The organism is Rossellomorea aquimaris, from assembly GCF_008180865.1.
Taxonomy (GTDB): Bacteria; Bacillota; Bacilli; order Bacillales; family Bacillaceae_B; genus Rossellomorea; species Rossellomorea yichunensis.
Genome location: NZ_VTEX01000004.1, coordinates 452,087 through 473,998 on the forward strand (window position 1 = coordinate 452,087; position 21,912 = coordinate 473,998).

Consider the following 21,912-nt stretch of genomic DNA (forward strand, 5'->3'; position numbering starts at 1 on the left):
ATAAAAATCGATGCACTGTCAATAACATTCAAGAAATTCATATAAACTTTGTTACATGATAATAAGGATGTTCATGAGTGATTTCTTTTATTTTGATTTCTTTACCCAACGCTTTTTCCAATCTTTTAAGGTGAACGTTCTGCAATCCGGAAAAGACGGTTGCGACTTCCCCAGTCGCTTCCACTTCGATCAGGGAGCCATCCATCGCCTGCATTTCCCACAGCTCACGTTCAAGCTGGAATGCAAGCGTCTCAGGTGTCATTTCCCTCCCTGTACCTTGACACACTGAACAAGGACGAGTCAAGTAGGCAGACAGGGGCTGACGGGTTCTTTTTCGCGTCAATTCAAGAATGCCAAGGGGTGTAAAGCCTACGATCGTCGTGCGCTGCTTATCCGATACCAACGCATCTGAAAGTGCATCCACCACTTCCTGTTTATTACTTTCCTTTTTCATATCGATAAAATCGATGAGAATCATGCCGCTTAAATTTCGAAGGGTGAGTTGCTTCGCCATTTCTTTCGCTGCCAGTTTATTTGTTTGTAATATAGTCTGTTCTAATTCGTCTTTACCTGTAAACTTTCCTGAATTCACATCCACAACGGTCATGGCTTCTGTTGACTCGATTACAATAAATGCCCCATTATCGAGCCATACCACTTTTTTCAGTGCGTTCTCCCATACAGAGGCAACATGGTAATGACGGAGAATATTTTCATGGCCTTGATAGTGTTCGAAGGTCCACTTATCTTTTATCCCGGCTCCGCTCATTTCTTCTAGATGAAGAAGGCTTTCATAGTCATCGACTACAATACTTCCTCCACTCCCCTTTTTCAGTTGTTCATGGAGATCCTCATAGAAAGTGTCCTGCCGGGATAAGAGTGAAGGACATTTTGCTCTCAGAGATACCCTTTCCAGGCTTTCATATCTTGAACGTAATGAGTGCAGTTCCTCTTGTAACACACCTTCTCTCACTTCAACCGCATTGGTTCGCATCACAATGCCTTCTTGCGGATTTTTCCACTCATTCCCTAATCGTCTTAAGACCTTCCTGTTTTCATCATCCACTTTTTTAGATACCGCCACATAATACCCTTGTGGCATGTACACAAGATGTTCCCCTTTGAGCTCGATAACGGCCGTCAATCTTGCACCCTTCGTTCCCATCTCATCCTTCATGACCTGTACGATGATTTTTTGCCCTTCATGCACACTCTTTCCAATGGGGTGAGGATCGTTTCCCGCATGGTATGCCTCTATGTTTTGCGGAAAGTCTTTTTCATGAAGGTAGCCATTTTTACCCCCGCCAAAATCTACAAATGCCGCACCCAGCCCTTTTTGAACCTTGACGACTCTTCCAAGATAAATATTGCCTGTTAAGCTTTCCTCTCCAGGCTGATATGTATATAATCCAATGATTTCATTATCTGATCGGTATACCCACCGTTTTTCCCTGCCCTTACTGTGTACAATGATTTCTTCCACACCGAAAGCCCCTTTCCCACGAAAAAAGTCATAAGAAAAAAGGGTTGTTTCCAACCCTTTTACCAGTATGTCCTTACTTTATACAGTTCGTGTTCATTCGTCAATAAAGGTAGAGGAGATCCTTCGTTTTGGCCGAGGTCATTTTTTCTGCAAAAAAGGCGTGCAGGAGCTCATTTTCATCCAGCTTCCCTACTTCAATTCCTTTTTCGAAGACAACGAGGGGATGCTTTACCCCCCGCTGAAACTTCTCCACTACTGTAATGATGGAATCTTCACTTTCAATGGGAAGTGGCCGCAGTTCCATAAATTGATGACTCTTCCCATAATACCGTTCTAACAAAAACTTCATAAACGCATACCGCCTCTGTTTCCAGTCCACCCATAATGAAAAGTACAGGAACGATAGAACGATCCACAGATTCAGATGAAGGGGAGCGATGATGAGTACAACCAGGTGAAACAGCAATAGTAAACCAAAAGAAAAGAGAAGCGTGTATTCATACGCTCTCAAATAATTAAGCTTCGTTGCCAACAGCAAGGAAACCAGCTTCCCTCCATCCAACGGCCAAATGGGTAGAAGATTAAACAGCAGCACCATCATATTCAACTGAATAAAAAGCGAAAATGAATCCGGGCTGATCACGCCGGTCTCCATAAGCCCCCAACCTGAAGCTATGAGCCATATGTGCTGCAAGGGACCCGCAGCCACCACCCAGAACTCCTCCCGCAAAGAACGGTTTCCATGCTCATCCATCTCCGCAACCCCACCAAAAGGCAGCAGGGCGATTTTCTTTACTCTCCAGGAAAAAGAATGGGCCATCAGTCCATGTCCCAATTCATGAATCGTAATGATGAAGAGAAGCAGTATCAGTTCAAAAAAGTGAGCCGTCATAATCGCAATGGCTATGACGAGCCATAGCAAAGGGTGAACATGAAATTTTTTCAAAAGTGAAAATATATTAGTCAAATGACATCACCTGTATCGGGTCGATAAATTCATCACCCATTTTTATCGCGAAATAAAATTCTCCTGTCACATCGTTCTGACTGCTGGTGGAAACCTTGCCTACAAGTGATCCCTTCTCAATCGATTCATACTGTTTCACATCAATCGATTCGAGGTGACCATACCAGGATTCTGATTTGTCTGCATGTTGAATGACGACTGTGTTCCCAAGCTCCTCTTTCTTGCCTGCAAATATAATCAATCCCCCCTTCATCGCCGCTACATCTTCACCTAGGCCCGTTTCAAGCATAATGCCTTGTCCATTGGTTTTAAAATTTTCAACGACCTTCCCCGACGCAGGTACGGCATATTCTGCACTTTGCGCACTAGTTGATTCTTTCTTGGTATTACTTGTCGGTAATAACGCTAATGGTTTTCCGAATTGGTCCTCATACCACGTGGAAATGGCGGCAAACTGGAATTCTGTATCCATGGTTTTCGTGACAACGGATTTCGCTTCATTGAATACAGGTGAAGGACTCTTAAACATAATCGCCGTCACTAATACCATGATTCCCGCTCCAAGTATTTTCAGCATAAAGGTTTCCTTCTTAAATAATGGATGCATTCCCTCAGGTGGCGGTCCCCCTTCAAAGCTTGTCTGCCGTTCCATTCCATAGCGCTCCTCGTCCGATGGGAGAAAGTATGCAGAATTCTCGCCTGGATTCGTTTTCTTTCGTTTCGCTATCCTCTTACGTATTTCATCCGCACGATTCCCCATGTACACCATTCCTTTTTATAAGGTATTGTTTCATAAACGTCTGAGCCACTCCGTTCAAGAGTGACTCTATATTAAATGGTTCTGGTCATGATGAGGGACAAGGGTTGTTAGATCCATATTAAAAAGAGGTCCATTCGATTACACATGATTTGCTACAATGTATGACTTGTCCTGAAAGAATATTCATGTGGAAAATAAAAAAGTCCCGGTAAAACGCTCGATGCGCTTTACCGGGACTGAATTGATTCTTACGCTTTTACGCCGAATAATTTTTTAATTCTTGAAAAGACTCCTGCCCGTTCATCTTCCAAAGACTGTAACGGAACCGATTCACCAAGGATTCGTCTGGCAATATTCCGGTAGGAAATGGAGGCTTTGCTTGTTGAATCCAGAGCGATGGGCTCACCTTTATTGGAAGATTTGATCACATTATCGTCGTCGGCAACAATACCGAGAAGGTCGATGGAAAGATGGGCTGTGATTTCATCCACATCCAACATTTCACCATTTTTCATCATATGATTGCGTATGCGGTTAATGACGAGCTTCGGTGGTTCAATATTCTCTTTCTCCAGCAAACCGATGATTCGATCCGCATCACGTACAGCTGAAATTTCCGGTGTCGTGACGACAATCGCACGATCGGCACCTGCCACAGCATTCTTATACCCCTGCTCGATCCCCGCAGGACAATCAATAATGATATAATCATAGTCTTGCTTTAAATCTACTACTAGCTTCTTCATTTGCTCAGGGTTAACAGCGGATTTATCACTTGTTTGTGCAGCTGGCAGTAAAAATAGTTTATCCTCGAAACGCTTATCTTTTACCAGAGCTTGATGTACTTTACAGCGGCCCTCTACAACGTCTACTAAGTCATAAATGATTCTGTTTTCGAGTCCCATCACCACATCGAGGTTTCTGAGGCCGATATCTGTATCAATTAAACAAACCTTTTTGCCTTGTAGAGCTAATGCTGTACCAACATTGGCAGAAGTAGTCGTCTTTCCCACTCCACCTTTACCTGAAGTAACAACTATGGCTTCACCCACATTAGCTTCCTCCTTTAAAACTAGTAATATTTGGTCTAAGATGCTTTAAAACTTGTAATCGATCCACAACAATTTGTCCCTGATCATCGACATAAGCACATTCCATTTCGTGCTCATCATCTTCTTCCACCCGATCAGGTGCCCTGTTCAGGGAGTCCCCTATCCGGAGCTGGGACGGAACCATTTTGGATGCGACAATGACAGCCTCCATGTTTCCGTTGTGGCCTGCATGGGCAATTCCTTTCAACGAACCCAATATGTAAATATTCCCTCCAGCCAGCACTTTCCCGCCAGGATTGACATCGCCGACAATAAGGATGTCCCCTGACACTTCCACGACTTGTCCAGATCGGATCACGCCGGTTAGAGTTTCTATATTTCGTTCATCTATGAGTTTCTCTGCTTCATTCTTTGTAATCACATTACTCCATACTTCATTCACTACTAAATTACGTTTTTGCCTTACGATCTCTTTCAACTCTTCTACCTGATCATCCGTCAGGTAGCGATTCCCCGTCTGGATATTGACCGTGAGCAGGGGAGTCCCTTCTGTTTCCCGGTAATGCGCAGACAGCTTATCGTCCAATTCCTTCTTTAACTCATGAAAGGAGCATTGATCATTGAGATGAAGGGTCAATCCTTCTTTTGTTCCTTTTATCATCACATTTGGCTTTTTATTCATGGCGCAATTTTTCACCTCAGTCGTCTATTAAATTCGACATAAGCAGTGCCATTTCCTCTTTTTATGAAAAAATTACTAATAGAATTTATTCATCCAGCCACTCTTTCCGTTTTCGGAGAAGATAGTTCCTGAGTGGAAATGCCACAACTAAATAAAACACTATATTAAGGACCAATGTCGGCCACAAACGCCAGTCCACGAACTGCATAAAAGTCAAATCAGTACGTTGGATAATTAAATTGATTTGATACACCAAAAACTCCAATACGGAAAGGTTCACAAGTGAAATAATCCCCAATACAAAGAGGTTATTATGTAAAACCCTCATCATCTGGTGAGATAAAAAGATGACAAATGGGAAGAGCACTAAGTAAATCCCATTGATTTCTGTGTAATAAATATCAAATAGAAAGCCAAAGATGAATCCGTAAAGCAATGCAGTGCGGTATTGATAAAACGCACAAATAAAGAACAGCACGATAATCAGGAAATGCGGAACAATGATTTTCTGATCAAACCACTCTTCATTTGGAAAAAGATGAACAAATAAACTCTCACTGTAAAAGAAAAGCAGGGTCATAAACGGAAGGAGGAGCCTACTGATCATTGCCATCCTCCTCAGCATCCGCTTCCTGTTCCGTCACACCCTGGATGTCACGGTCGATGACCATGACGTGCTCCAAGTGATAGAAATCAGCAGCAGGCTTTACATATGCCGTTTGAGTCAACCCGTATTGATCCGGTTTCACTTCTTTCACTTCCCCGATGACCAGCCCCTTAGGGAATACTCCTCCCAATCCTGATGTCATCACTTTAGAGCCTTTGTCGACTTTCATATCGTTGGAAATCCGCTTAACCAAAATTTCTTTTTTATCACTGTCGTACCCTTCAATCCATCCGTTGATGTCTTGTTCTTTCCCTTGTATCACAGTGGAAATCCGGTTTTTTGTATTATTGGTCGATATTAATTCAACAGTAGATGAAAATTCATTTACGCTTTTAATCTTTCCGATCAACCCAGCCGATGAAATGACGGCCATGTCTGACTTAATCCCGTTCACTTCGCCTTTATCAATCGTCAGGAGCTCTTGCCAGCGATCAGGATTCCTTGCAATGACGGTAGCTTGAATCGTGTTATAGGCACGAAGGTCTTCCTTCTTTTCAAGGACCGCCCTTAATTCATTATTATCTTGTTTCAGGTCTTTCACCTTTGTTTCAAGCTTCACTAATTCATCTAAACGTGTTTTTAATTTTTCGTTTTCTGTGTATGTATTTTGAAGATCTTGAACGTTTTCAACAACTCCCGCTACATAGTTAACAGGTTTTGAAACCAATGACTGTCCGAATCCTACCATATCTTTTACAAACTGCTCAGGCCAGCTGATGCTATCTCGCTCCCGCAAAGAAAATCCGATTAATCCAACAAGGACTATGACACTGACGAGCAGAATGATCAAACGTTTATTCAGGAAGAATTGTGGCATGATGTACACCTCAACCTTTTCTCATTCTAGTAAATACTATATCAAAAATCGTTTATTTTTGATATCATTCGTCAAAATATTCATGGTTGTTCGAAAAAAGATGGGGCCGACCTTAAGGCTACCCAAGCATCCTTAAGGAAACGTCCCCCCATTCATTATTTATGTTTATTTTCCTCGATTTTTAAATAGATGGATATGGTCAAGGGCTTTCCCCGTACCGATTGCCACACAATCCAGAGGTTCCTCTGCAATGAGGACCGGCATTTTCGTCTCATCGCTGATCACTTTATCAAGATTACGAAGAAGCGCCCCGCCACCTGTAAGCACGATTCCTCTGTCCATGATATCAGCCGCGAGTTCTGGCGGTGTTTTCTCTAATGTACTCTTAACGGCATCGACAATCGTGTATACGGTATCATGAAGAGCAGATGCAATTTCAACTGCGGTTACTTCGATCGTTTTCGGTAAACCGGTCAAAAGGTCACGTCCGCGAATCTCCATTGCTTCAATTCCTTCAGAATCACCGGCAGAACCTACTTCCATTTTGATCGTTTCCGCTGTACGGTCCCCGATCATCAGGTTATACGTTTTGCGGATATAGTTAATGATCGCATCATCCATCTCATCCCCGGCTACACGGATCGACTGACTTGTCACAATCCCTCCTAAAGAGATGATGGCTACTTCCGTCGTTCCCCCACCGATATCTACGACCATACTTCCTGTCGGTTCCCATACTGGCAGGTTCGCTCCAATTGCAGCTGCAAACGGCTCTTCAATCGTATAAGCATCCCTTGCTCCCGCCTGTCTTGTCGCATCGATGACCGCTCTTTCTTCAACACCGGTAATTCCTGAAGGTACACAGACCATGACGTAAGGTTTTCGGGAAAAAGCTCCTTTATTCCGTGTTGCTTGTCTTATGTAGTACTTCATCATCGTGGCTGTTGTTTCGTAGTCAGCGATTACCCCATCTTTCATCGGGCGAAGAGCCACGACATTTCCCGGTGTTCTACCGATCATATTCTTAGCATCATTCCCGACTGCAACGATATGCTTGTTATCTGTTTGAAGTGCGACAACAGAAGGTTCGCGAACGACAATCCCTTTGCCTTTCAAGTACACCAATGTGTTAGCTGTTCCTAAATCAATCCCTAAATCTTTCGTTCCAAACATGAATGGTATCTCCCTTTCTGATACAAATTGGCTGGTTTTTAACGTTTTATATGTGTTTTCACAGGAGAGTCGTCCAATCACTCTCTATCCTCGTAATTTTCGTCACAATAATTGTTCGTTCATGCATAACGAAAAGACTCATTCCCTTGAAGAATGACTCTCTTTTTCAAAGACTGCGTTATATTGAATCACCATATTGTTTGTAAAAATCATAAGCTTAATTATATCGCAACCAGGAAAAAAATCATAGTGTCATAAATACCCTTTTTCCTTTAAACTGATAAACTTCTTCTCCCCTATTATAAGATGATCGAGTATATCAATACCAATGATTCGACCACATTCCACTAATCTTTTTGTCACTTCTATATCTTCTCTGCTTGGAGTCGGATCACCAGAGGGATGGTTATGGATACAAATGATCGATGCGGCGGATCGTCTGAAGGCTTCTTTAAAGACCTCCCGGGGGTGGACGATGGAAGCATTCAGACTTCCAATAAAGATGGTTTGTTTGTGGAGAACTTGATTCTTTGTGTTGAGGTATAAGCATACAAAATGCTCCTGGGCCAAAAATCTCATATCGTTCATGACATAATTGGCTCCGTCTTCGGGGGAACGGATGCTATATCTGTCATCAAAAGCCAAGTTGCTGATTCTTCGACCGAATTCGACGGCGGCCATGATTTGAACTGCCTTCGCAAGGCCGATTCCCTTCGTTTTCGTAATCTCTTCCAGGGAAGCATCCTTTAATAGATTTAATCCATCAAAGTGGTTGAGCAGCCGGTTGGACAGCTGCAGAACAGACTCGGATTTCGTTCCGGTCCGGAGTAAGATAGCCAGTAGCTCCTGATTCGACAGGCTTGCCGCCCCGCTTTGAATCAGCCTTTCACGTGGTCTTTCGTCCTGAGGGAAATCCCGGATCATAAGCCTGTTTTCTTCCTGCTGAGGTATTGTTTTAACCATTGGTTCCTCCTTTTTGTACGCTCGGGAGTCATTATGGTTGAAGATAGCCCATTTCAAGTAATACACGATTCACTCGTGAGATGGGTAAACCAACGACGGAGAAATAATCGCCTTTAATTTCTTTGACAAATTTCGCTCCGATTCCTTGAATACCATATGAACCGGCTTTATCAAAAGGCTCTTCAGATGCAATATAATCGTCTATCTCTTTAGAAGTCAACTCCCAAAACGTTACATCCGTTTTTTCATAAAAGAGTTCCTCCACGTCACCATGCAGAATGGCAACCCCCGTGTAGACAGAATGAGTAGAACCTGAAAGCATTGATAGCATTTCTTTCGCTTCTTCTTTCGATTCCGGTTTACCAAGAATCCGGTTATCCTTCGCTACGACAGTGTCTGAACCGATTACATAGTGAGTGGGGTATTGATTCGAGATTTCTTTCGCTTTTTTGCGGGCAAGATACATGACGACTTCATGGGGCATTAAATCAGATGAAAAAGTTTCCTCAACTGTAGAGCTGATAACGGAAAAAGAAAGTTGAATTTGTTGCAGAAGTTCTTTTCGACGAGGAGATTGTGAAGCGAGTATGAGGTTGGACACACCATACCAATCCTTTCAGAGTAGAAATTGGGAGATACATGACTATACTACCAAAATCCGCCTTTTTAAACAAGTAAAAATAGAGCCAACTCTCTTTGGTCAGTAAGCTTGAATCTGACAAAATGAGAGAGGCCCTATTGTAGACATCATATTATTTCCTAGAAAATAGTCTAATACAGTCGAAATTATAATCCACTGTAATGTTGCAGGTAGGATAATAACTCTTCCTGAACTTTTTGGGCATCATCCGGGGTCTTCATCCCTGCCGCAAGATTCCCTGCATTGACTAAGGACTCTTTCATGGAGGCAATGGAATCTTGCCCCACCTTGATTCCTTTTAGTTCCTTCACTCCGGATTGAATGGTTTGAATCGTTTTTTCGTCAGGCGTTCCACCGATCATTCCACTGCTGCTCTCCATAGCTAATGTGTTGTAGAGCCTATTTCCCTTTTCCAAAAAGGATTTCTCTTCCTTTGAAGCATTTATTCCTTTAGCTCCAAATACAAAATCTTTCGCAAAAACGTCTACCCCTTGTTCTTTCAATTCTGCCCCAAGTGATTTGGCTGTTTCAAGATCTCCCGAAACACCCAATAAAAGAAAGAATTGTCCATCCTTTTCCACACTTGCGCTGCTCAACCCTTTTCCTGCTAAGCTGTCCTTCATGGCATTAAGAGATTCCTCTGTTGAAAACACACCGCCTTGAAGAATCGACGTTGAGAAATCCTGTAATTCAACTGCCGATACGGACTGCTTCCCTTCCGTATTTGCTTCTGCCGTCGTATCTTGCAACGTTGCCGCCGGCGTCGCTGGACCATCCGTTGTCGTAATGACTTTAAGCGTGCCGAACCCCAGCACAGCTCCTACCACTACCGCACCAATTATCGACATTAAAAGATTAACAGAATCCTGAAAAGGATTTTTGAATGACTTGGGCTTCTTTTTGTTCCCTGACACATAATTGATTTTTTTGTATTCCTTAGGAGGCTGAGCTTCCTCATCGTCGGGTAGGATCCAATCGAATCCTTTGTCTTCCGCTTCTTCCCCGGCAGCTGCTTCAGTCTCCCCCAACTTCCAATCATAAACAAGAAGATCTTCGTTAAAATTTGTTTTTTCACCATTAATTTTAATAGATATCTTTTTATCTTCGTCTCTTTTATTATTCATCACCGCCACCCTCCTTCATCTATTTTTTTCCATGCTATCACATCCAATAAAAAAAAGAACAAGACTTTTGTCGTCTTGTCCTAACAGGTTTTCGTCAAATTTTTTAGTTTTTCTGCAGGGATTGAACTGAAAGGGTAGAAAACGGTATTTCTTCTTTATCTCCATCTACATTTGTACAGAGATTATACTCTTCCCCCCATAAACAGATGGATATCACACTCTCCCCATCAGCCATAACATAAGAGGATTCACCCGGTGCCATGACTGTTTTAGAATGCGGATCCAAGATCGGTTCAATCAATTGAGCATCTATCAATTCTTTATACGTAATCTTACCCGTTACCTTCTCTTGAAGCATGGCATCCTTCGCATAGTATTGCGCTGAACTTTTCATCGTAAGGGCGTTTGCCACAAACGCCTGTTTCTTGGATTTTTCAATCAGGTTGTTTATCGCTAAGGTGGCAATGACAGCAATGATTCCCAGTATGACAATCACAGCCAGTAATTCTACTAGAGTATATCCTTTTTCATTTTCACGCATTAACATCAGACCTTTAATTGGTATCTTGTTCTTCTGACTTTTGTTCAGGGAACTGCTGAAAAGGATTCTTTTTGTTTGACGGAGGAGGTGCATCGAGTTTTGGCAGCTCCGTTTCTAGTTCTACTAAACCAGGTAAATAAAAGGCGGATACAACTATATTCAATTGAATATTTTCAATTTCATCTTCGTATTGCTGTAATTCAGCCGGTCCGCTGAAAGAAATCTGTTCAACCTCTACGATACGATGCAGCTCTTCTAATTTATTGATGAATTCCTCTATATGAAAATAGCTCTTTGCTTCTACAGAAATCGTGGCTGTCAGTTTTTGAAGGCCTTGTGGAAGGACCACATCAGGTGCCGGATTCACTTCAGTGCCTTCTTCGGTAACTTCAACATCCGTTTGGGAAACATCATCCCCTGCGCCCAAGGGTTCAGTTGCAGGAAGATCTATAACACCTTCCGTAAATTCAATGCTTGTGACAAAACTGTCCGAGACGATTTCTGCTTTTTCCAAATCGATTAGCAGCTGTTGAGTGAGAGGTTTAACTGGAACCTTCTGTTGTAGTGAACTCGAATTTTCAAAGGAAGCCTGTTTAATGGAAGAAATCTTAGAATCCAATGCTTCAATCAGCTTCTTTTCCGTTTTGATTTCATTCAGTAGATTTTCCTTCTGATTTTTCACGGGTAGATAGTAGAACCATATTGCTCCGAGGATTAGGATTATTGCTATCACAATCGAAGTACTGATCAGTAACCATTCTCTTTTTTCGAATCGTATATTCATTCCGAATCGCCTCCCTGCTCTTCGGAAGTTTCCTCTGTTTCCATTTCCTTTATCTCTGCTCTATTTAACGTTACTTCATACTGACCTATATACCTTGGTAAAATGGTCTCCGTATTAACGGCTGTTAAACTATCATTTTCAGAGATGGTTTCTGTAGTCAGCGACAATAAGGTTGCTTCCTGAATGTACCTGGATCCCTTCAGATGCGTTAAATAATACGCAGCTTCACTGCTTGTATCAAATTGAATCGAGAGTTGGATACTCCCATCTTCCGCGTATGTAAATTCCTTCACGAAACCCCGCTCCGGCAGTATTTCGACCAGGTGATTCAAGACAGGCACAGTATCGATGGGGTAGCTTTCCGCCCAGCTGACTGCACTCTCCAATTGTACCCAGGCATCCGATGATTCAAAATCAGAAATGCTTTGCTCTTTTTCCGCTCTGAGCTGCTTGGTACCCTGTAATTCCGTCGTCAGGACGTCCACATCTTTTCCGATATTCGCAGCAAGAAATAATAGAATCATAAGAGCAAGGATTCCGACGGATAGCACACCGATAACCACATACACCCACTGACGGCTTCCTTTTTCATTTTGAGGTAATAAATTGATATCGACGAGCACTATATCACCTCTTTCAACCCTAAACCAATAGCGAGTAAAAACGCACTCGATAGTTCTTCATTGGTGTAGGCGTCGCGTGCAGCGGTTGGCACCTTGATAATGTCGATTTCAAACCGTTCTGATAAAAGGGTCTGGATATCCCCTACCATGGGATGGTCACCGGTTACGTATACTTTATTAATCATTGCTTCATCATTTGTAAGTGTATATCGGTAAAAGCTGATGACTTTGTCGATTTCTTTCATCACGTCATCAAATTGAAGGGATTGGAGATCATTGTGATACATCCTCTCATCCATCACTTCCCGATCCTCACCTAATCCGATTGGCCTGAAAAATACAGGCTGATGATCATGGAAGATGGACACGGTCACATTAGCCTGATTGAAATAGAGGAGCATTTCATGGTCTTCTTTACGAGTTAAATCCAAAGAGTGTACGTATCTATAAAAGGCAAGTGGACTAATATCAGCCACAACCGGCTTTAAATGGGCATCAGTCAAGAGCTGCTGATATTCCATGACAATATCCTCCGGTGCCGCCACCAGGATGATTTCTTTCTTGTCTCCTTTATTTCCTACAACCACCACATCAAATACCGGGTTCTCAAAAGGCAGGTGTATACTCGTCCCGATTTCCATAAACAAGTGGCTCTTCACCTCATCTTCCTCAATATCGGATGATATCTCCATCTTCCTGATGATCATCTGAGTATTCGGAACGATGAATTGAACTTCCCTCTTTTTGATTCCCCAATCGAGGACACACTCTTCCAACAGTGCTTGAAAAGCTTCTTTTTCAATGATTTTGCCATCTGAGATCATCCCGTCAGCAATTCGTTTCTCTCCAAAATGGTGAATATGTAAAGGAGAAACAGATTTCAATTCTACAAATCGAATCCATTGATCACTGATGACGATATTGATTTTATTTTTATTCTTATTGAAGAGACGTGATAACATCTTGAATGACCCCTTTAGCTATATAAAGAAAAATACCAATGCAGGATTGGCTGGTGAAAGAAGTATGCTGCGAGTGTGCCTATTACGATATATGGACCGAAAGCAATGGGTTGCCCTTTCTTGTACAAGCCAAGCATCAGGCCTGTAATACCAGCGACCGCCCCAAAAAGGGTAGCGAGGAAAAAGGAAAAAAGCATCACCTTGACCCCCACGACGAAACCAATGACAGCGAATAATTTGATATCACCGCCGCCCATTCCTCCCTTGCTGATGATGGCAATCAGAAGAAGCAGGCAAAAGCCGGTAATGCTACCCCCGACGCTGTCCCACCACGGGTTTAACGGGATGAATATTCGTTCTATAATAAATAAAACTGAAAAAAACAACAGCACTTTATCGGGAATGACCATATATTTCAGGTCACTGACCGTGATGATCATGAACAGGGAGACGAGAGTAAGAGCGACAACCAGCTCCGGCTGTATGCCTAAAATAATATAAGAAAGTAAGAATAACAGTCCGGTAGTTAATTCCATCAATGGATAAAGAGGAGAAATGCGCCCCTTACACTGAGCGCATTTTCCACCTTGCATAATATAGGATAGTACTGGTATCAGTTCCTTGGCCGTCAGCGTGTGCCGGCAGTACGGGCAGGCTGATCTTGGTTTGACGATTGACTTTTTGAGCGGTATCCGGAGGCCGACTACGTTGTAGAAGGAGCCTAGGAGGAGACCGTAAGAAAAAATAATAACAATCATTATAATTTTATTAATCGTCTGATTCTTTGTCAGCGTCTGACGGATTTAATACTACTGTAGATCGTTCTATATCATCAGGATTTCCATTTAAATGGGTTCCTCCACCGCTACCTACTAATGTTACTGAATAAGAGTAATTTCCCGTACCTGCATTTTTAGTTACAGTCACAACACTCTTATCTTTGTCATATCCACTACCATCAGAAGGGTTATCGAATTCTTCAAGGTAACCGTTTGTGATTAAATCTGCCATTTTAATATTTCCTGTTGTGTTCGAATCTGCTGTAACCGCCAACCTAGCCCCACTCACCATCTGCTGAGCATTCGCAATATGAGCATCCTTCTTCGAGTTATTGATCAACCCACCAATACTAGGAATTGCAATCGCAGCGATAATTCCTAAAATAACGACAACAGCAAGTAATTCGATAAGCGTCAATCCGCGCTCATTTTTCAGTCTTTGACCCATCTTCTTTAACATGGTAATTCCTCCTGTTTATATATCTTTTACTAAAAACTAGTAATCTAGTACTAGTATACAACACTCATCCGACAAAAAAATCATATTTTTTGTAAAATTATAGGTATTTTCTAATAGTTTTGAACATTATTAAAGATTTCGAACATCGGAACGAGAATCGAAGTGACGATGGTCCCGACCAATCCTGCCAGCATGACGATCATGAGTGGTTCAATCAATGATTTCAGACGATCCGTGGCACTTTCCACTTCTTTTTCATAGAAGTCTGCGACCTTCGCAAGCATCGAGTCCAGGGACCCTGTCTCTTCTCCTATGGCGATCATTTGCGTCACCAATGGAGGAAAAGCCCAATGCCGTTTCATCGGGTCTGTTAGGGACGTCCCCTTCTCCAATGACCTGCGGGATTCGCCGATCACACGGGCCACCACTTCATTTTCCACAACCTTTTCAACAATCGCTAATGCCTGCAAAATAGGGACTGAGCTTGAAAATAATGAACTAAGCGTTCGTGTCATTCTCGCGAGTACCGCTTTTTGCAGCATCTTCCCGAAAATCGGCACTCTCAGGATGGCATAATCAAGATAATACTTCGATCGTTTGTCTTTTCTTAACATGGCCAGAGTGATAGCAATGAATACAAAAAACAAAATGATGATGTACCAGAACTTTTGCATGAATTCACTTGAAGCAATAACAAATTGTGTGATGGCTGGCAATTCGCCTCCGAAATCGGACAGCATATTCACGAAGGTCGGCACAACGGCAGCCAGCAGGAATATGACGACACCGATGGCAATAACGCCGACAACCATAGGGTAAGCTAACGCCGAAATGATTTTCTGTTTCGTGATATGCTGCTTTTCATAATGAGTGGCGAGCCCTTCCAATGTTTCATCCAGGCTGCCTGACGCTTCCCCGGCCTTCAGCATATTGATCAGCATCGGTTCAAAAATCTTCTTGTTACGGGAGAAGGCTTCCGATAACGGATTCCCGTCCCGCAATTCATCTTCGATTTCCGTAAGTGCTTTGCCGAGTGCCTTACTCTCCGTCTGCTCGGCCAGAATATGAGTCGAATCAACCACTGTAACCCCGGCTTGAAGAAGGGTCGCAAACTGTCGCAAAAAAATAACAAGATGCTGTAACTTCACCGGATTTCCGATCGTTATGTCTTTGGTCATGAGTGTCTCAGGCATTTCCAGGATTTCAATGACCCTTACTTCCTGCTTCTTCAACTGAATGAGGGCATCCTTCTTTGATGTGGCCGTGATGATGCCCGATTTCTTTCCTTTTTGGTCCCTGCCTGTGTACTTATAACGTCCCATCTATTGAGGAATCTCCTCTCTGCTATAAGGAAACGCCATTTCCTTTGAAATGATGCCACTCTCATAAAGCTTTATCACACTGTCGCTCATGATGTGCATGCCTGAAGTTTTGGACGTCTGCATAACATTTTGAATTTGGTGGACCTTTTCTGAACGGATCAAATTGGCAATTGCTGCATTATTCATCAGGAGCTCTGTCGCGGCCCTTCTTCCTTTTTTATCTACCGTGGCAAACAATCTCTGTGAAAGGATCCCGACAAGGACCGATGCCAATTGAACGCGGATTTGTGACTGCTGCTCCGGCGGGAAGACGTCTACGATTCGCTCGATGGTGGCCGGGGCACTGGATGTATGAAGTGTCGCCAGAACAAGGTGTCCGGTTTCCGCTGCCGTTATGGCAGTATGTATCGTCTCCAGGTCCCTCATTTCCCCTACGAGAATAATATCCGGATCCTGTCTCAAGGCACTTCTCAAGCCTTTTGAAAATGACCTTGTATCAAATCCCACTTCCCGCTGATCGATGATGCATGCCCCGTGCTTGTGCAGGTATTCGATGGGGTCTTCCAAGGTAATGATATGCTTCCTCATTTTCCGGTTCATATAATCCACGATGGATGCCAACGTGGTCGACTTTCCACTTCCTGTTGGTCCGGTAACAAGGAAAAGACCCTGTGGTTTTTCAGCAATCGCCTTCAATGCATGGGGGAGAAATAATTCCTCCATTGTAGGGATGGAAGTCGGAATGACACGTATGGCCAAAGATATGCATGATCGTTGTTTGAATGCATTCACCCTGAACCTTGAAACGCCCGGGATTCCATAGGAAAAGTCCAATTCACCCACTTCTTCAAAGGCAGGATACATCGTTTCAGAAATGATGGCCTTTGCCATCATTTCCGTGTTATCAGGCAGCAAATTTTCTTTACCGAACCTTTTAAGGTCTCCATGTATCCGGAAGATAGGAGGTGAGCCGACTGTAAGATGGATATCGGACGCGCCCAGCTCGAAAGCAGACTTTAGAAGATAATCAACTTTTTCTTTCAATTCATTCACCTACTCTGAAATCGCTACTCTTAATACTTCTTCGGTCGTGGTCATGCCCTGCTTCACTTTCAGCAAGCCGTCATCGATTAAGAAGATTGTTTTATTCCGTACGGCATGCTCCCTTAACTTGGAGAAGGGTTCGTTGTTCAGAATGACCTTCTTCATGTCATCATTCATGACGAGGACCTCATGAATGGCAATCCGGCCTTTGTATCCTGTCATATTACAGGAAGAGCAACCCTGCCCTCTCGTAATGGTCTCGATCTTCATCCCCCTTTTGGCGAATATCTCAATTTCCCGTTTGGTCGCCGCCATCTCTTGTTTGCAATCACGGCAAACTTTCCTGATCAAGCGTTGAGCCACGACCCCGCTCAGTGAAGAAGCAACTAAAAATGGTTCTACACCCATATCCAGTAGTCTCGTCACCGTACTGATTGAGTCATTGGTATGGATGGTGCTCAACACGAGATGTCCAGTTAAGGAAGCCCGTATGGAGACTTCAACAGTCTCCCTGTCCCGAATTTCCCCGACCATGATGATATTCGGATCCTGACGCAAAATGGCACGCAGCCCCTTGGCAAAGGTCAAGCCGACATTCTGATTCACACCGATCTGATTGATGCCTTCCAGCTGATACTCAACGGGATCCTCGATCGTAATAATGTTCACTTCTTCACTGTTGAGATGATTCAAGGCTGCATATAAAGTGGAAGACTTCCCCGAACCGGTTGGTCCCGTGATGAGAACAATCCCTGTCGGCTGCTGGATCATCTTCATGAACCTCTGTTGATTTACTTTGTTGAAACCCAGTTTTGACAGGTCATTCAGGCTCGAACCTAAATCCAGAATCCTCAACACTATTTTCTCTCCATAGACCGTCGGCAAAGTCGACACACGCAGATCGATAGGATGAAAGTCGATATTCACTTTGATTCGTCCGTCCTGAGGCACCCTGAATTCGGTTATGTCGAGATTCGCCATGATTTTAAGCCTGGCAATCAGCATACTCTGCATGTGCTTCGGGAGATTTCTTTCGTTTCTAAGAATGCCGTCCACCCGGTAACGTATGACGACTTTGGTTTCCTGGGGGTCAATATGTATATCGCTAGCTTTTTGGGTCACCGCATTTGAAAGGATTCCGTTCACTAATCGAACGATGGGTGAATCGGAATCCACCACCGTATTTTCTTCTACTCTATTTTGATCCCGATTCTCCTGGAAAAGGTCTTCAAATCCATCCTCTAAGTCATAAAACTTATTGATGACTTTCAAAATATCATCCTTGGTCGCAATCGCTGTCTCGATTTGAAAGCCTGTGGCCAAACGCAGATCCTCGATGGCGTAAAAGTCCAACGGGTCGCTCATCGCGACGAAAAGCCTATCCCCTTCTTTTTTGAGTGGGATCATCAAGTTCCGCTTAGCCGAATCTTTAGGAATCAAGTGGAATAAGTTCGTTTCAAAGGGGTATCTGTATAAGCTGACATGGGGAATTCCCAATTGAAATTCCAATACTTCAATCAACTGCTGCTCTGTAATATATCCCCTTTGAAGCAGGGCATCCCCCAACTTCTGCCCTTTCGCTTTATCTTTCAGGGTATCTTGTAACTGGGATTCGGATATGATTCCTGCTTCAACGAGCAGGTCTCCAAGTCTCTTTCTAATCGTGGTCACATTATCACCCGCTTTTACGACTTATTTTCTCTCTTTTTTCTTTGGTTTTACTTGATCGTCTGATGGACTTGAAGAATCCTGATCGGCTGTACCTTCACTTTCCTTCCCTGTGGAACTGCTCTCGTTATCTTCCTCGTCCATTGAGGAAGTTTCATCTTTTTCCCCATCATCCGATTCTTCATTCGTCGCTTCTTCCCCATTCGTCCCGGTTGGTACATTATCAAATGTTCCGTTTGGGGTTTCCTGTAATTCCTGCAACGGATAAACCGCAATCTTATGCTGTGGTCCATAAAAATCTTCATTGATCAGTTCTTCTGAAAGGATTTCACCTGAAGAGCTCAATTTTTGCTTATAAACCCGGATCAGTACCCCATCTTTCCCTTCTTGTTGGATATCGACGCTTCCTTTTTCAACAAAAGGGCTAAACTGTTTAATGACTCTTGGGGGGAACGTTTCTTTTTCAGACAAACGGACATTATATGAGTTTGGAAAAGGGATTCCCTGCAATTGAACCTTGATTCTATTCTCTTGGATGGCAAGCTTCAGCTCATAACCGGTTGAATTAGGATTGGTGATGACAAAATCCTGGTTATTCATCGGATTGAATTTCGCTTCAAAGCCTAGTGTCACATAGTCCGGAAGCAGCTTGCTTATATTTCGTTCGATGATCGAAAAGTTGGAATGTAAGGTGATTTGATAGAGTAATGATGCAACCGGACTTAAATCAGACTGTGATTCAACTACAAATCCTTCTGTTTCCAGAAAATCCGAAAACGAAAACTGGGAATTGGGTGCAATGGGAATGGAGGGATAATTGTCTATAAAGCTCTTGATCATTGGTGTAACCTCTAATTCATTCGACACGGCCTCAAAAATTACTTGTGGTGATTCATTGCTTGCTGCATAATCATATATCTTTACGCTCTCTTCTTTATGAAGACTACCAGCCAAGGAGAGGAGATACTCTATTAAAGAAGGAAGGTTTAGGTCTTCACCCCTATAGTCAGGGAACTGATTTGAAAGAAACGCATCGAATGCATTTTCATCCATCGTCACAATTAAACTTGTACTTTCATCATCAACAAGTTTCTCTATGCTTTCTTCCAAATGAAATTGAAAGAGAGATGGATCGATTTTTGCACTTTCTCCATTGAAATCCAGCAGTAGGTTTTGATTTAGCTTCCATTCCTCTACTTTCTCATCCAGTATCTTCATTGCTTCCTCTTTGTTTGCTCCACCCAGATTAATAGATGCAACCGCTGCATGTTTCGATAGATTGAGTGACTTAACAAAGAACGTTTCATAAGCAAAGACGCCTAAATGAGAAAACCCATATAGAAAAAATGTGGATAAGAACAAAACGGTCATCAGCTTACCAAATAGACCTTTTTTCACACTAGGCGCTCCTTCCTGACTCCTACTTAATATTCATCGTTAAATCAACGAAAACAGATGGACCAGCGTCCTGAGCAGCTTTAATATCGGCTTCCGTTAGAGATGAACCTTTAGCAATCAATAGATTACCCTCTAAATTATATATATCTTCAATCACACTTTTTCCTGTAAGTAATTGAGTCTGTTTCGTTTTAATTGTCTCTAGGCCATGTTGTTGCGTTGGTAAAATTTCAGTCTCTGCTTCGAACACAGGCTCATGGCTTACAAGTTGATCAAATGATCCTTTAAAATATTCTGCAGCGTCTTCGTTCACAATAATGATATCTTTCCCAAATGTCAGTACATGTTCCGTACCAAGGAAAAACGTGTTGTCTTGGGCATTTAATTCTAAGGAAACAATAGCCCCGGTTTCATCATCCACATAAAATTCTTGAATGTTTCCGATCATTTGGCCTTTACGGGTCATCACACGGGTATCGTTGATTTTAATTTTTTTGTTCACCAGCTGGTTTGCAATCGGGATTTCATTTAAGTCGATCACTGCATTCTCATTTTCGACAGTGACGGCATACTCGCCTATACCGACTACCTTTTTGAACGGGATCGCCTTCACACTGACCTGCCAATCTTCATGCTCGATGGTCAGAAAATCAACCGAGCCCTTTTCCGGATTGATTACAAGGGATTTGACTCTCCCTATTTCACTTCCATCGGATATACTGATAATCGGTAAAGCTTTCATTTCTGCACTCTTTTTCATGTCATCTCACCTATTCTGTCATTTTAATTTCGTTTAACTTTTTCCATGCAAACTCATTTGTTTGTTCGATATCCATTTGAATGTACGGATACTCTATGAATCTCTTAGCAATCCCTTCAGTAAAAATGTGTAAGTCTTCATATTGTCCTGTTGAAATGTAATGATCCATTAATATTCTTGCAAATGTATAGTAGTCTTGATCGTGTAAACTTGGATGCAAGTAATGCTTAATCATGTTTTCCATCTGATGGGAGGATAATATACTCTTCGAGAGTGTGATTTGTTCAATCATGGTCTTCATAACCTCTCTCATGATCCTGGACCTTTTAGGAAATGCATGTACGTGAAGATCCTCTTCACTGATACCTTCAACAATACGATCCTGGGTTCCCTCAGATATTTCAGCTTTCTCATCTTCTACAAAATCATCAACTAAAGCATCTTCCAATTCATCTTCTGAAGCAAGTAAGCCCTCTAAGTCTTCTACAGCTTCCGAATCATCATCAAATGCTTCCTTCATTTCTTCCTTTTCATACTCAATGGTCTCGTCAGGTTCATTTATTAATCTCTCAATCTCACTTAAAACGATATCAGAAGACTCATTTTCTTCTTCCGTTTCATTCATTTTTCCAATATCTTCGTATTCATTGGCATTCTCAATGAACCATTCACTTTCATCGTCATCGACCTTTATCGATTCTGTTTCAACAGTAGGGATTATCTCTTTGATCTCCGAAGCTTGCAATGGTTCATCTTGTTCTATAGAGGTATCATTTTCTGATTCTTCTTCTGCAACGTCCACTTCAATTTCATAGAGATCTTCCATTTCAATTGGAGCCATATCAACTTCAACCTGAGTGGAATCCACAGTATCCTCAACTTGTGATTCATCCTTTTTATTATGTAAATGATCCTTTAATCCCTTATGTTTATGGACTATTTGCACAGGTTCTCCTCCTGAATCCATCTCAGTGCCTGCAGTCAGGACTATAAGACCACTGAATCGTTGTTCAATCATATAAGAAGATAGGCCTAACAAAACCATTAACATGATGCCGATCATCCAAATTGAATATTGGGTCGATGCGACTAGTCCAAGGAGCGTTAACCCAAATGCAATACCAGCAATGAGTAGTTTCCCTTTTACACTGATGCCTATCGGTATAAAATATAAAATAGGTAGCAACAAAATAAGTGCCAGCAACGAAAATAGGTATATCAACTTACATTCATCTCCTCCCTA

23 protein-coding genes are annotated in these 21,912 nt (G+C 42.4%); all 23 read right to left on the reverse strand.

Annotated features, from left to right (window positions below; translation table 11 throughout):
* Positions 1 to 37 precede the first annotated feature (37 nt).
* The 23 genes from FZC88_RS17640 to FZC88_RS17750 all read right to left on the reverse strand — a co-directional run bounded on the left by FZC88_RS17640 (position 38) and on the right by FZC88_RS17750 (position 21,891).
* Entirely contained in the window at positions 38 to 1,483 is a 1,446-nt protein-coding gene (locus FZC88_RS17640) for an Rne/Rng family ribonuclease (protein WP_187443681.1), read from the reverse strand.
* 100 nt (positions 1,484 to 1,583) lie between these two features.
* Positions 1,584 to 2,450 carry a M50 family metallopeptidase gene (locus FZC88_RS17645; RefSeq protein WP_187443682.1) on the reverse strand — a complete coding sequence of 289 codons (867 nt, stop codon included), beginning with the start codon at positions 2,448 to 2,450 and terminating at the stop codon, positions 1,584 to 1,586.
* Positions 2,443 to 3,210, reverse strand: coding sequence for a M23 family metallopeptidase (locus FZC88_RS17650; protein ID WP_148995824.1), 768 nt, complete (start codon positions 3,208 to 3,210; stop codon positions 2,443 to 2,445). Before FZC88_RS17650 ends, FZC88_RS17645 begins: the two co-directional genes overlap by 8 nt.
* Before the next feature lie 248 nt (positions 3,211 to 3,458).
* On the reverse strand, positions 3,459 to 4,262 hold the full coding sequence (gene minD / locus FZC88_RS17655) for a septum site-determining protein MinD (protein WP_148995825.1): 804 nt from the start codon (positions 4,260 to 4,262) through the stop codon (positions 3,459 to 3,461).
* A gap of 1 nt (position 4,263) precedes the next feature.
* Positions 4,264 to 4,944, reverse strand: a complete 681-nt coding sequence (gene minC / locus FZC88_RS17660) for a septum site-determining protein MinC (RefSeq protein WP_148995826.1) — start codon at positions 4,942 to 4,944, stop codon at positions 4,264 to 4,266.
* An 85-nt stretch (positions 4,945 to 5,029) separates the two neighbouring features.
* Positions 5,030 to 5,551 (reverse strand): rod shape-determining protein MreD, encoded by a 522-nt coding sequence (gene mreD, locus FZC88_RS17665; RefSeq protein WP_187443294.1) that lies wholly within the window; start codon positions 5,549 to 5,551, stop codon positions 5,030 to 5,032.
* The gene (gene mreC / locus FZC88_RS17670; RefSeq protein ID WP_148969816.1) at positions 5,541 to 6,428 is read right to left on the reverse strand and encodes a rod shape-determining protein MreC; all 888 of its coding nucleotides are present in this window, start codon (positions 6,426 to 6,428) and stop codon (positions 5,541 to 5,543) included. The genes mreD and mreC overlap by 11 nt, the downstream gene beginning before the upstream one ends.
* Before the next feature lie 165 nt (positions 6,429 to 6,593).
* Positions 6,594 to 7,601 carry a rod shape-determining protein gene (locus tag FZC88_RS17675; RefSeq protein WP_148969817.1) on the reverse strand — a complete coding sequence of 336 codons (1,008 nt, stop codon included), beginning with the start codon at positions 7,599 to 7,601 and terminating at the stop codon, positions 6,594 to 6,596.
* A gap of 252 nt (positions 7,602 to 7,853) precedes the next feature.
* Positions 7,854 to 8,564 (reverse strand): RadC family protein, encoded by a 711-nt coding sequence (radC, locus tag FZC88_RS17680; RefSeq protein WP_148969818.1) that lies wholly within the window; start codon positions 8,562 to 8,564, stop codon positions 7,854 to 7,856.
* 31 nt (positions 8,565 to 8,595) lie between these two features.
* The gene (locus FZC88_RS17685; RefSeq protein WP_148995827.1) at positions 8,596 to 9,165 is read right to left on the reverse strand and encodes a Maf family protein; all 570 of its coding nucleotides are present in this window, start codon (positions 9,163 to 9,165) and stop codon (positions 8,596 to 8,598) included.
* A 185-nt stretch (positions 9,166 to 9,350) separates the two neighbouring features.
* Positions 9,351 to 10,328, reverse strand: coding sequence for an SPOR domain-containing protein (locus FZC88_RS17690; protein WP_148995828.1), 978 nt, complete (start codon positions 10,326 to 10,328; stop codon positions 9,351 to 9,353).
* Positions 10,329 to 10,431: 103 nt separating this feature from the next.
* Entirely contained in the window at positions 10,432 to 10,869 is a 438-nt protein-coding gene (locus FZC88_RS17695) for a type II secretion system protein (protein WP_187443683.1), read from the reverse strand.
* 13 nt (positions 10,870 to 10,882) lie between these two features.
* Positions 10,883 to 11,653: a hypothetical protein gene (locus FZC88_RS17700; protein ID WP_148995830.1), complete on the reverse strand. Its 771-nt coding sequence runs from the start codon at positions 11,651 to 11,653 to the stop codon at positions 10,883 to 10,885.
* Positions 11,650 to 12,276: a hypothetical protein gene (locus FZC88_RS17705; RefSeq protein ID WP_148995831.1), complete on the reverse strand. Its 627-nt coding sequence runs from the start codon at positions 12,274 to 12,276 to the stop codon at positions 11,650 to 11,652. Before FZC88_RS17705 ends, FZC88_RS17700 begins: the two co-directional genes overlap by 4 nt.
* Positions 12,276 to 13,238: a type IV pilus biogenesis protein PilM gene (gene pilM, locus FZC88_RS17710; RefSeq protein ID WP_148995832.1), complete on the reverse strand. Its 963-nt coding sequence runs from the start codon at positions 13,236 to 13,238 to the stop codon at positions 12,276 to 12,278. The genes FZC88_RS17705 and pilM overlap by 1 nt, the downstream gene beginning before the upstream one ends.
* A 14-nt stretch (positions 13,239 to 13,252) precedes the next feature.
* Positions 13,253 to 13,996 (reverse strand): prepilin peptidase, encoded by a 744-nt coding sequence (locus FZC88_RS17715; protein WP_148995833.1) that lies wholly within the window; start codon positions 13,994 to 13,996, stop codon positions 13,253 to 13,255.
* A 10-nt stretch (positions 13,997 to 14,006) separates the two neighbouring features.
* Positions 14,007 to 14,477: a type II secretion system protein gene (locus FZC88_RS17720; RefSeq protein ID WP_148995834.1), complete on the reverse strand. Its 471-nt coding sequence runs from the start codon at positions 14,475 to 14,477 to the stop codon at positions 14,007 to 14,009.
* Positions 14,478 to 14,587: 110 nt separating this feature from the next.
* Positions 14,588 to 15,799: a type II secretion system F family protein gene (locus FZC88_RS17725; protein ID WP_148995835.1), complete on the reverse strand. Its 1,212-nt coding sequence runs from the start codon at positions 15,797 to 15,799 to the stop codon at positions 14,588 to 14,590.
* Entirely contained in the window at positions 15,800 to 16,843 is a 1,044-nt protein-coding gene (locus tag FZC88_RS17730) for a type IV pilus twitching motility protein PilT (RefSeq protein ID WP_148995836.1), read from the reverse strand.
* A 9-nt stretch (positions 16,844 to 16,852) separates the two neighbouring features.
* The gene (locus tag FZC88_RS17735; RefSeq protein ID WP_148995837.1) at positions 16,853 to 18,514 is read right to left on the reverse strand and encodes a GspE/PulE family protein; all 1,662 of its coding nucleotides are present in this window, start codon (positions 18,512 to 18,514) and stop codon (positions 16,853 to 16,855) included.
* Positions 18,515 to 18,535: 21 nt separating this feature from the next.
* On the reverse strand, positions 18,536 to 19,909 hold the full coding sequence (locus tag FZC88_RS17740) for a VanW family protein (protein ID WP_148995838.1): 1,374 nt from the start codon (positions 19,907 to 19,909) through the stop codon (positions 18,536 to 18,538).
* Between the two features lie 22 nt (positions 19,910 to 19,931).
* A complete protein-coding gene (locus FZC88_RS17745) occupies positions 19,932 to 20,669 on the reverse strand; it encodes a PRC-barrel domain-containing protein (RefSeq protein WP_148995839.1) in 738 nt (245 codons plus the stop codon).
* A gap of 10 nt (positions 20,670 to 20,679) precedes the next feature.
* Entirely contained in the window at positions 20,680 to 21,891 is a 1,212-nt protein-coding gene (locus tag FZC88_RS17750; RefSeq protein ID WP_148995840.1) for a hypothetical protein, read from the reverse strand.
* Positions 21,892 to 21,912: the final 21 nt, after the last annotated feature.

Coding starts and splice junctions, on each gene's coding strand:
- FZC88_RS17650 (WP_148995824.1), bottom strand. CDS start 3,210: ATGGGGAATCGTGCGGATGAAATACGTAAGAGGATAGCGAAACGAAAG.
- minC (WP_148995826.1), bottom strand. CDS start 4,944: ATGAATAAAAAGCCAAATGTGATGATAAAAGGAACAAAAGAAGGATTG.
- mreD (WP_187443294.1), bottom strand. CDS start 5,551: ATGATCAGTAGGCTCCTCCTTCCGTTTATGACCCTGCTTTTCTTTTAC.
- mreC (WP_148969816.1), bottom strand. CDS start 6,428: ATGCCACAATTCTTCCTGAATAAACGTTTGATCATTCTGCTCGTCAGT.
- FZC88_RS17675 (WP_148969817.1), bottom strand. CDS start 7,601: ATGTTTGGAACGAAAGATTTAGGGATTGATTTAGGAACAGCTAACACA.
- radC (WP_148969818.1), bottom strand. CDS start 8,564: ATGGTTAAAACAATACCTCAGCAGGAAGAAAACAGGCTTATGATCCGG.
- FZC88_RS17690 (WP_148995828.1), bottom strand. CDS start 10,328: ATGAATAATAAAAGAGACGAAGATAAAAAGATATCTATTAAAATTAAT.
- FZC88_RS17695 (WP_187443683.1), bottom strand. CDS start 10,869: ATGCGTGAAAATGAAAAAGGATATACTCTAGTAGAATTACTGGCTGTG.
- FZC88_RS17700 (WP_148995830.1), bottom strand. CDS start 11,653: ATGAATATACGATTCGAAAAAAGAGAATGGTTACTGATCAGTACTTCG.
- pilM (WP_148995832.1), bottom strand. CDS start 13,238: ATGTTATCACGTCTCTTCAATAAGAATAAAAATAAAATCAATATCGTC.
- FZC88_RS17715 (WP_148995833.1), bottom strand. CDS start 13,996: ATGATTGTTATTATTTTTTCTTACGGTCTCCTCCTAGGCTCCTTCTAC.
- FZC88_RS17720 (WP_148995834.1), bottom strand. CDS start 14,477: ATGTTAAAGAAGATGGGTCAAAGACTGAAAAATGAGCGCGGATTGACG.
- FZC88_RS17725 (WP_148995835.1), bottom strand. CDS start 15,799: ATGGGACGTTATAAGTACACAGGCAGGGACCAAAAAGGAAAGAAATCG.
- FZC88_RS17745 (WP_148995839.1), bottom strand. CDS start 20,669: ATGAAAAAGAGTGCAGAAATGAAAGCTTTACCGATTATCAGTATATCC.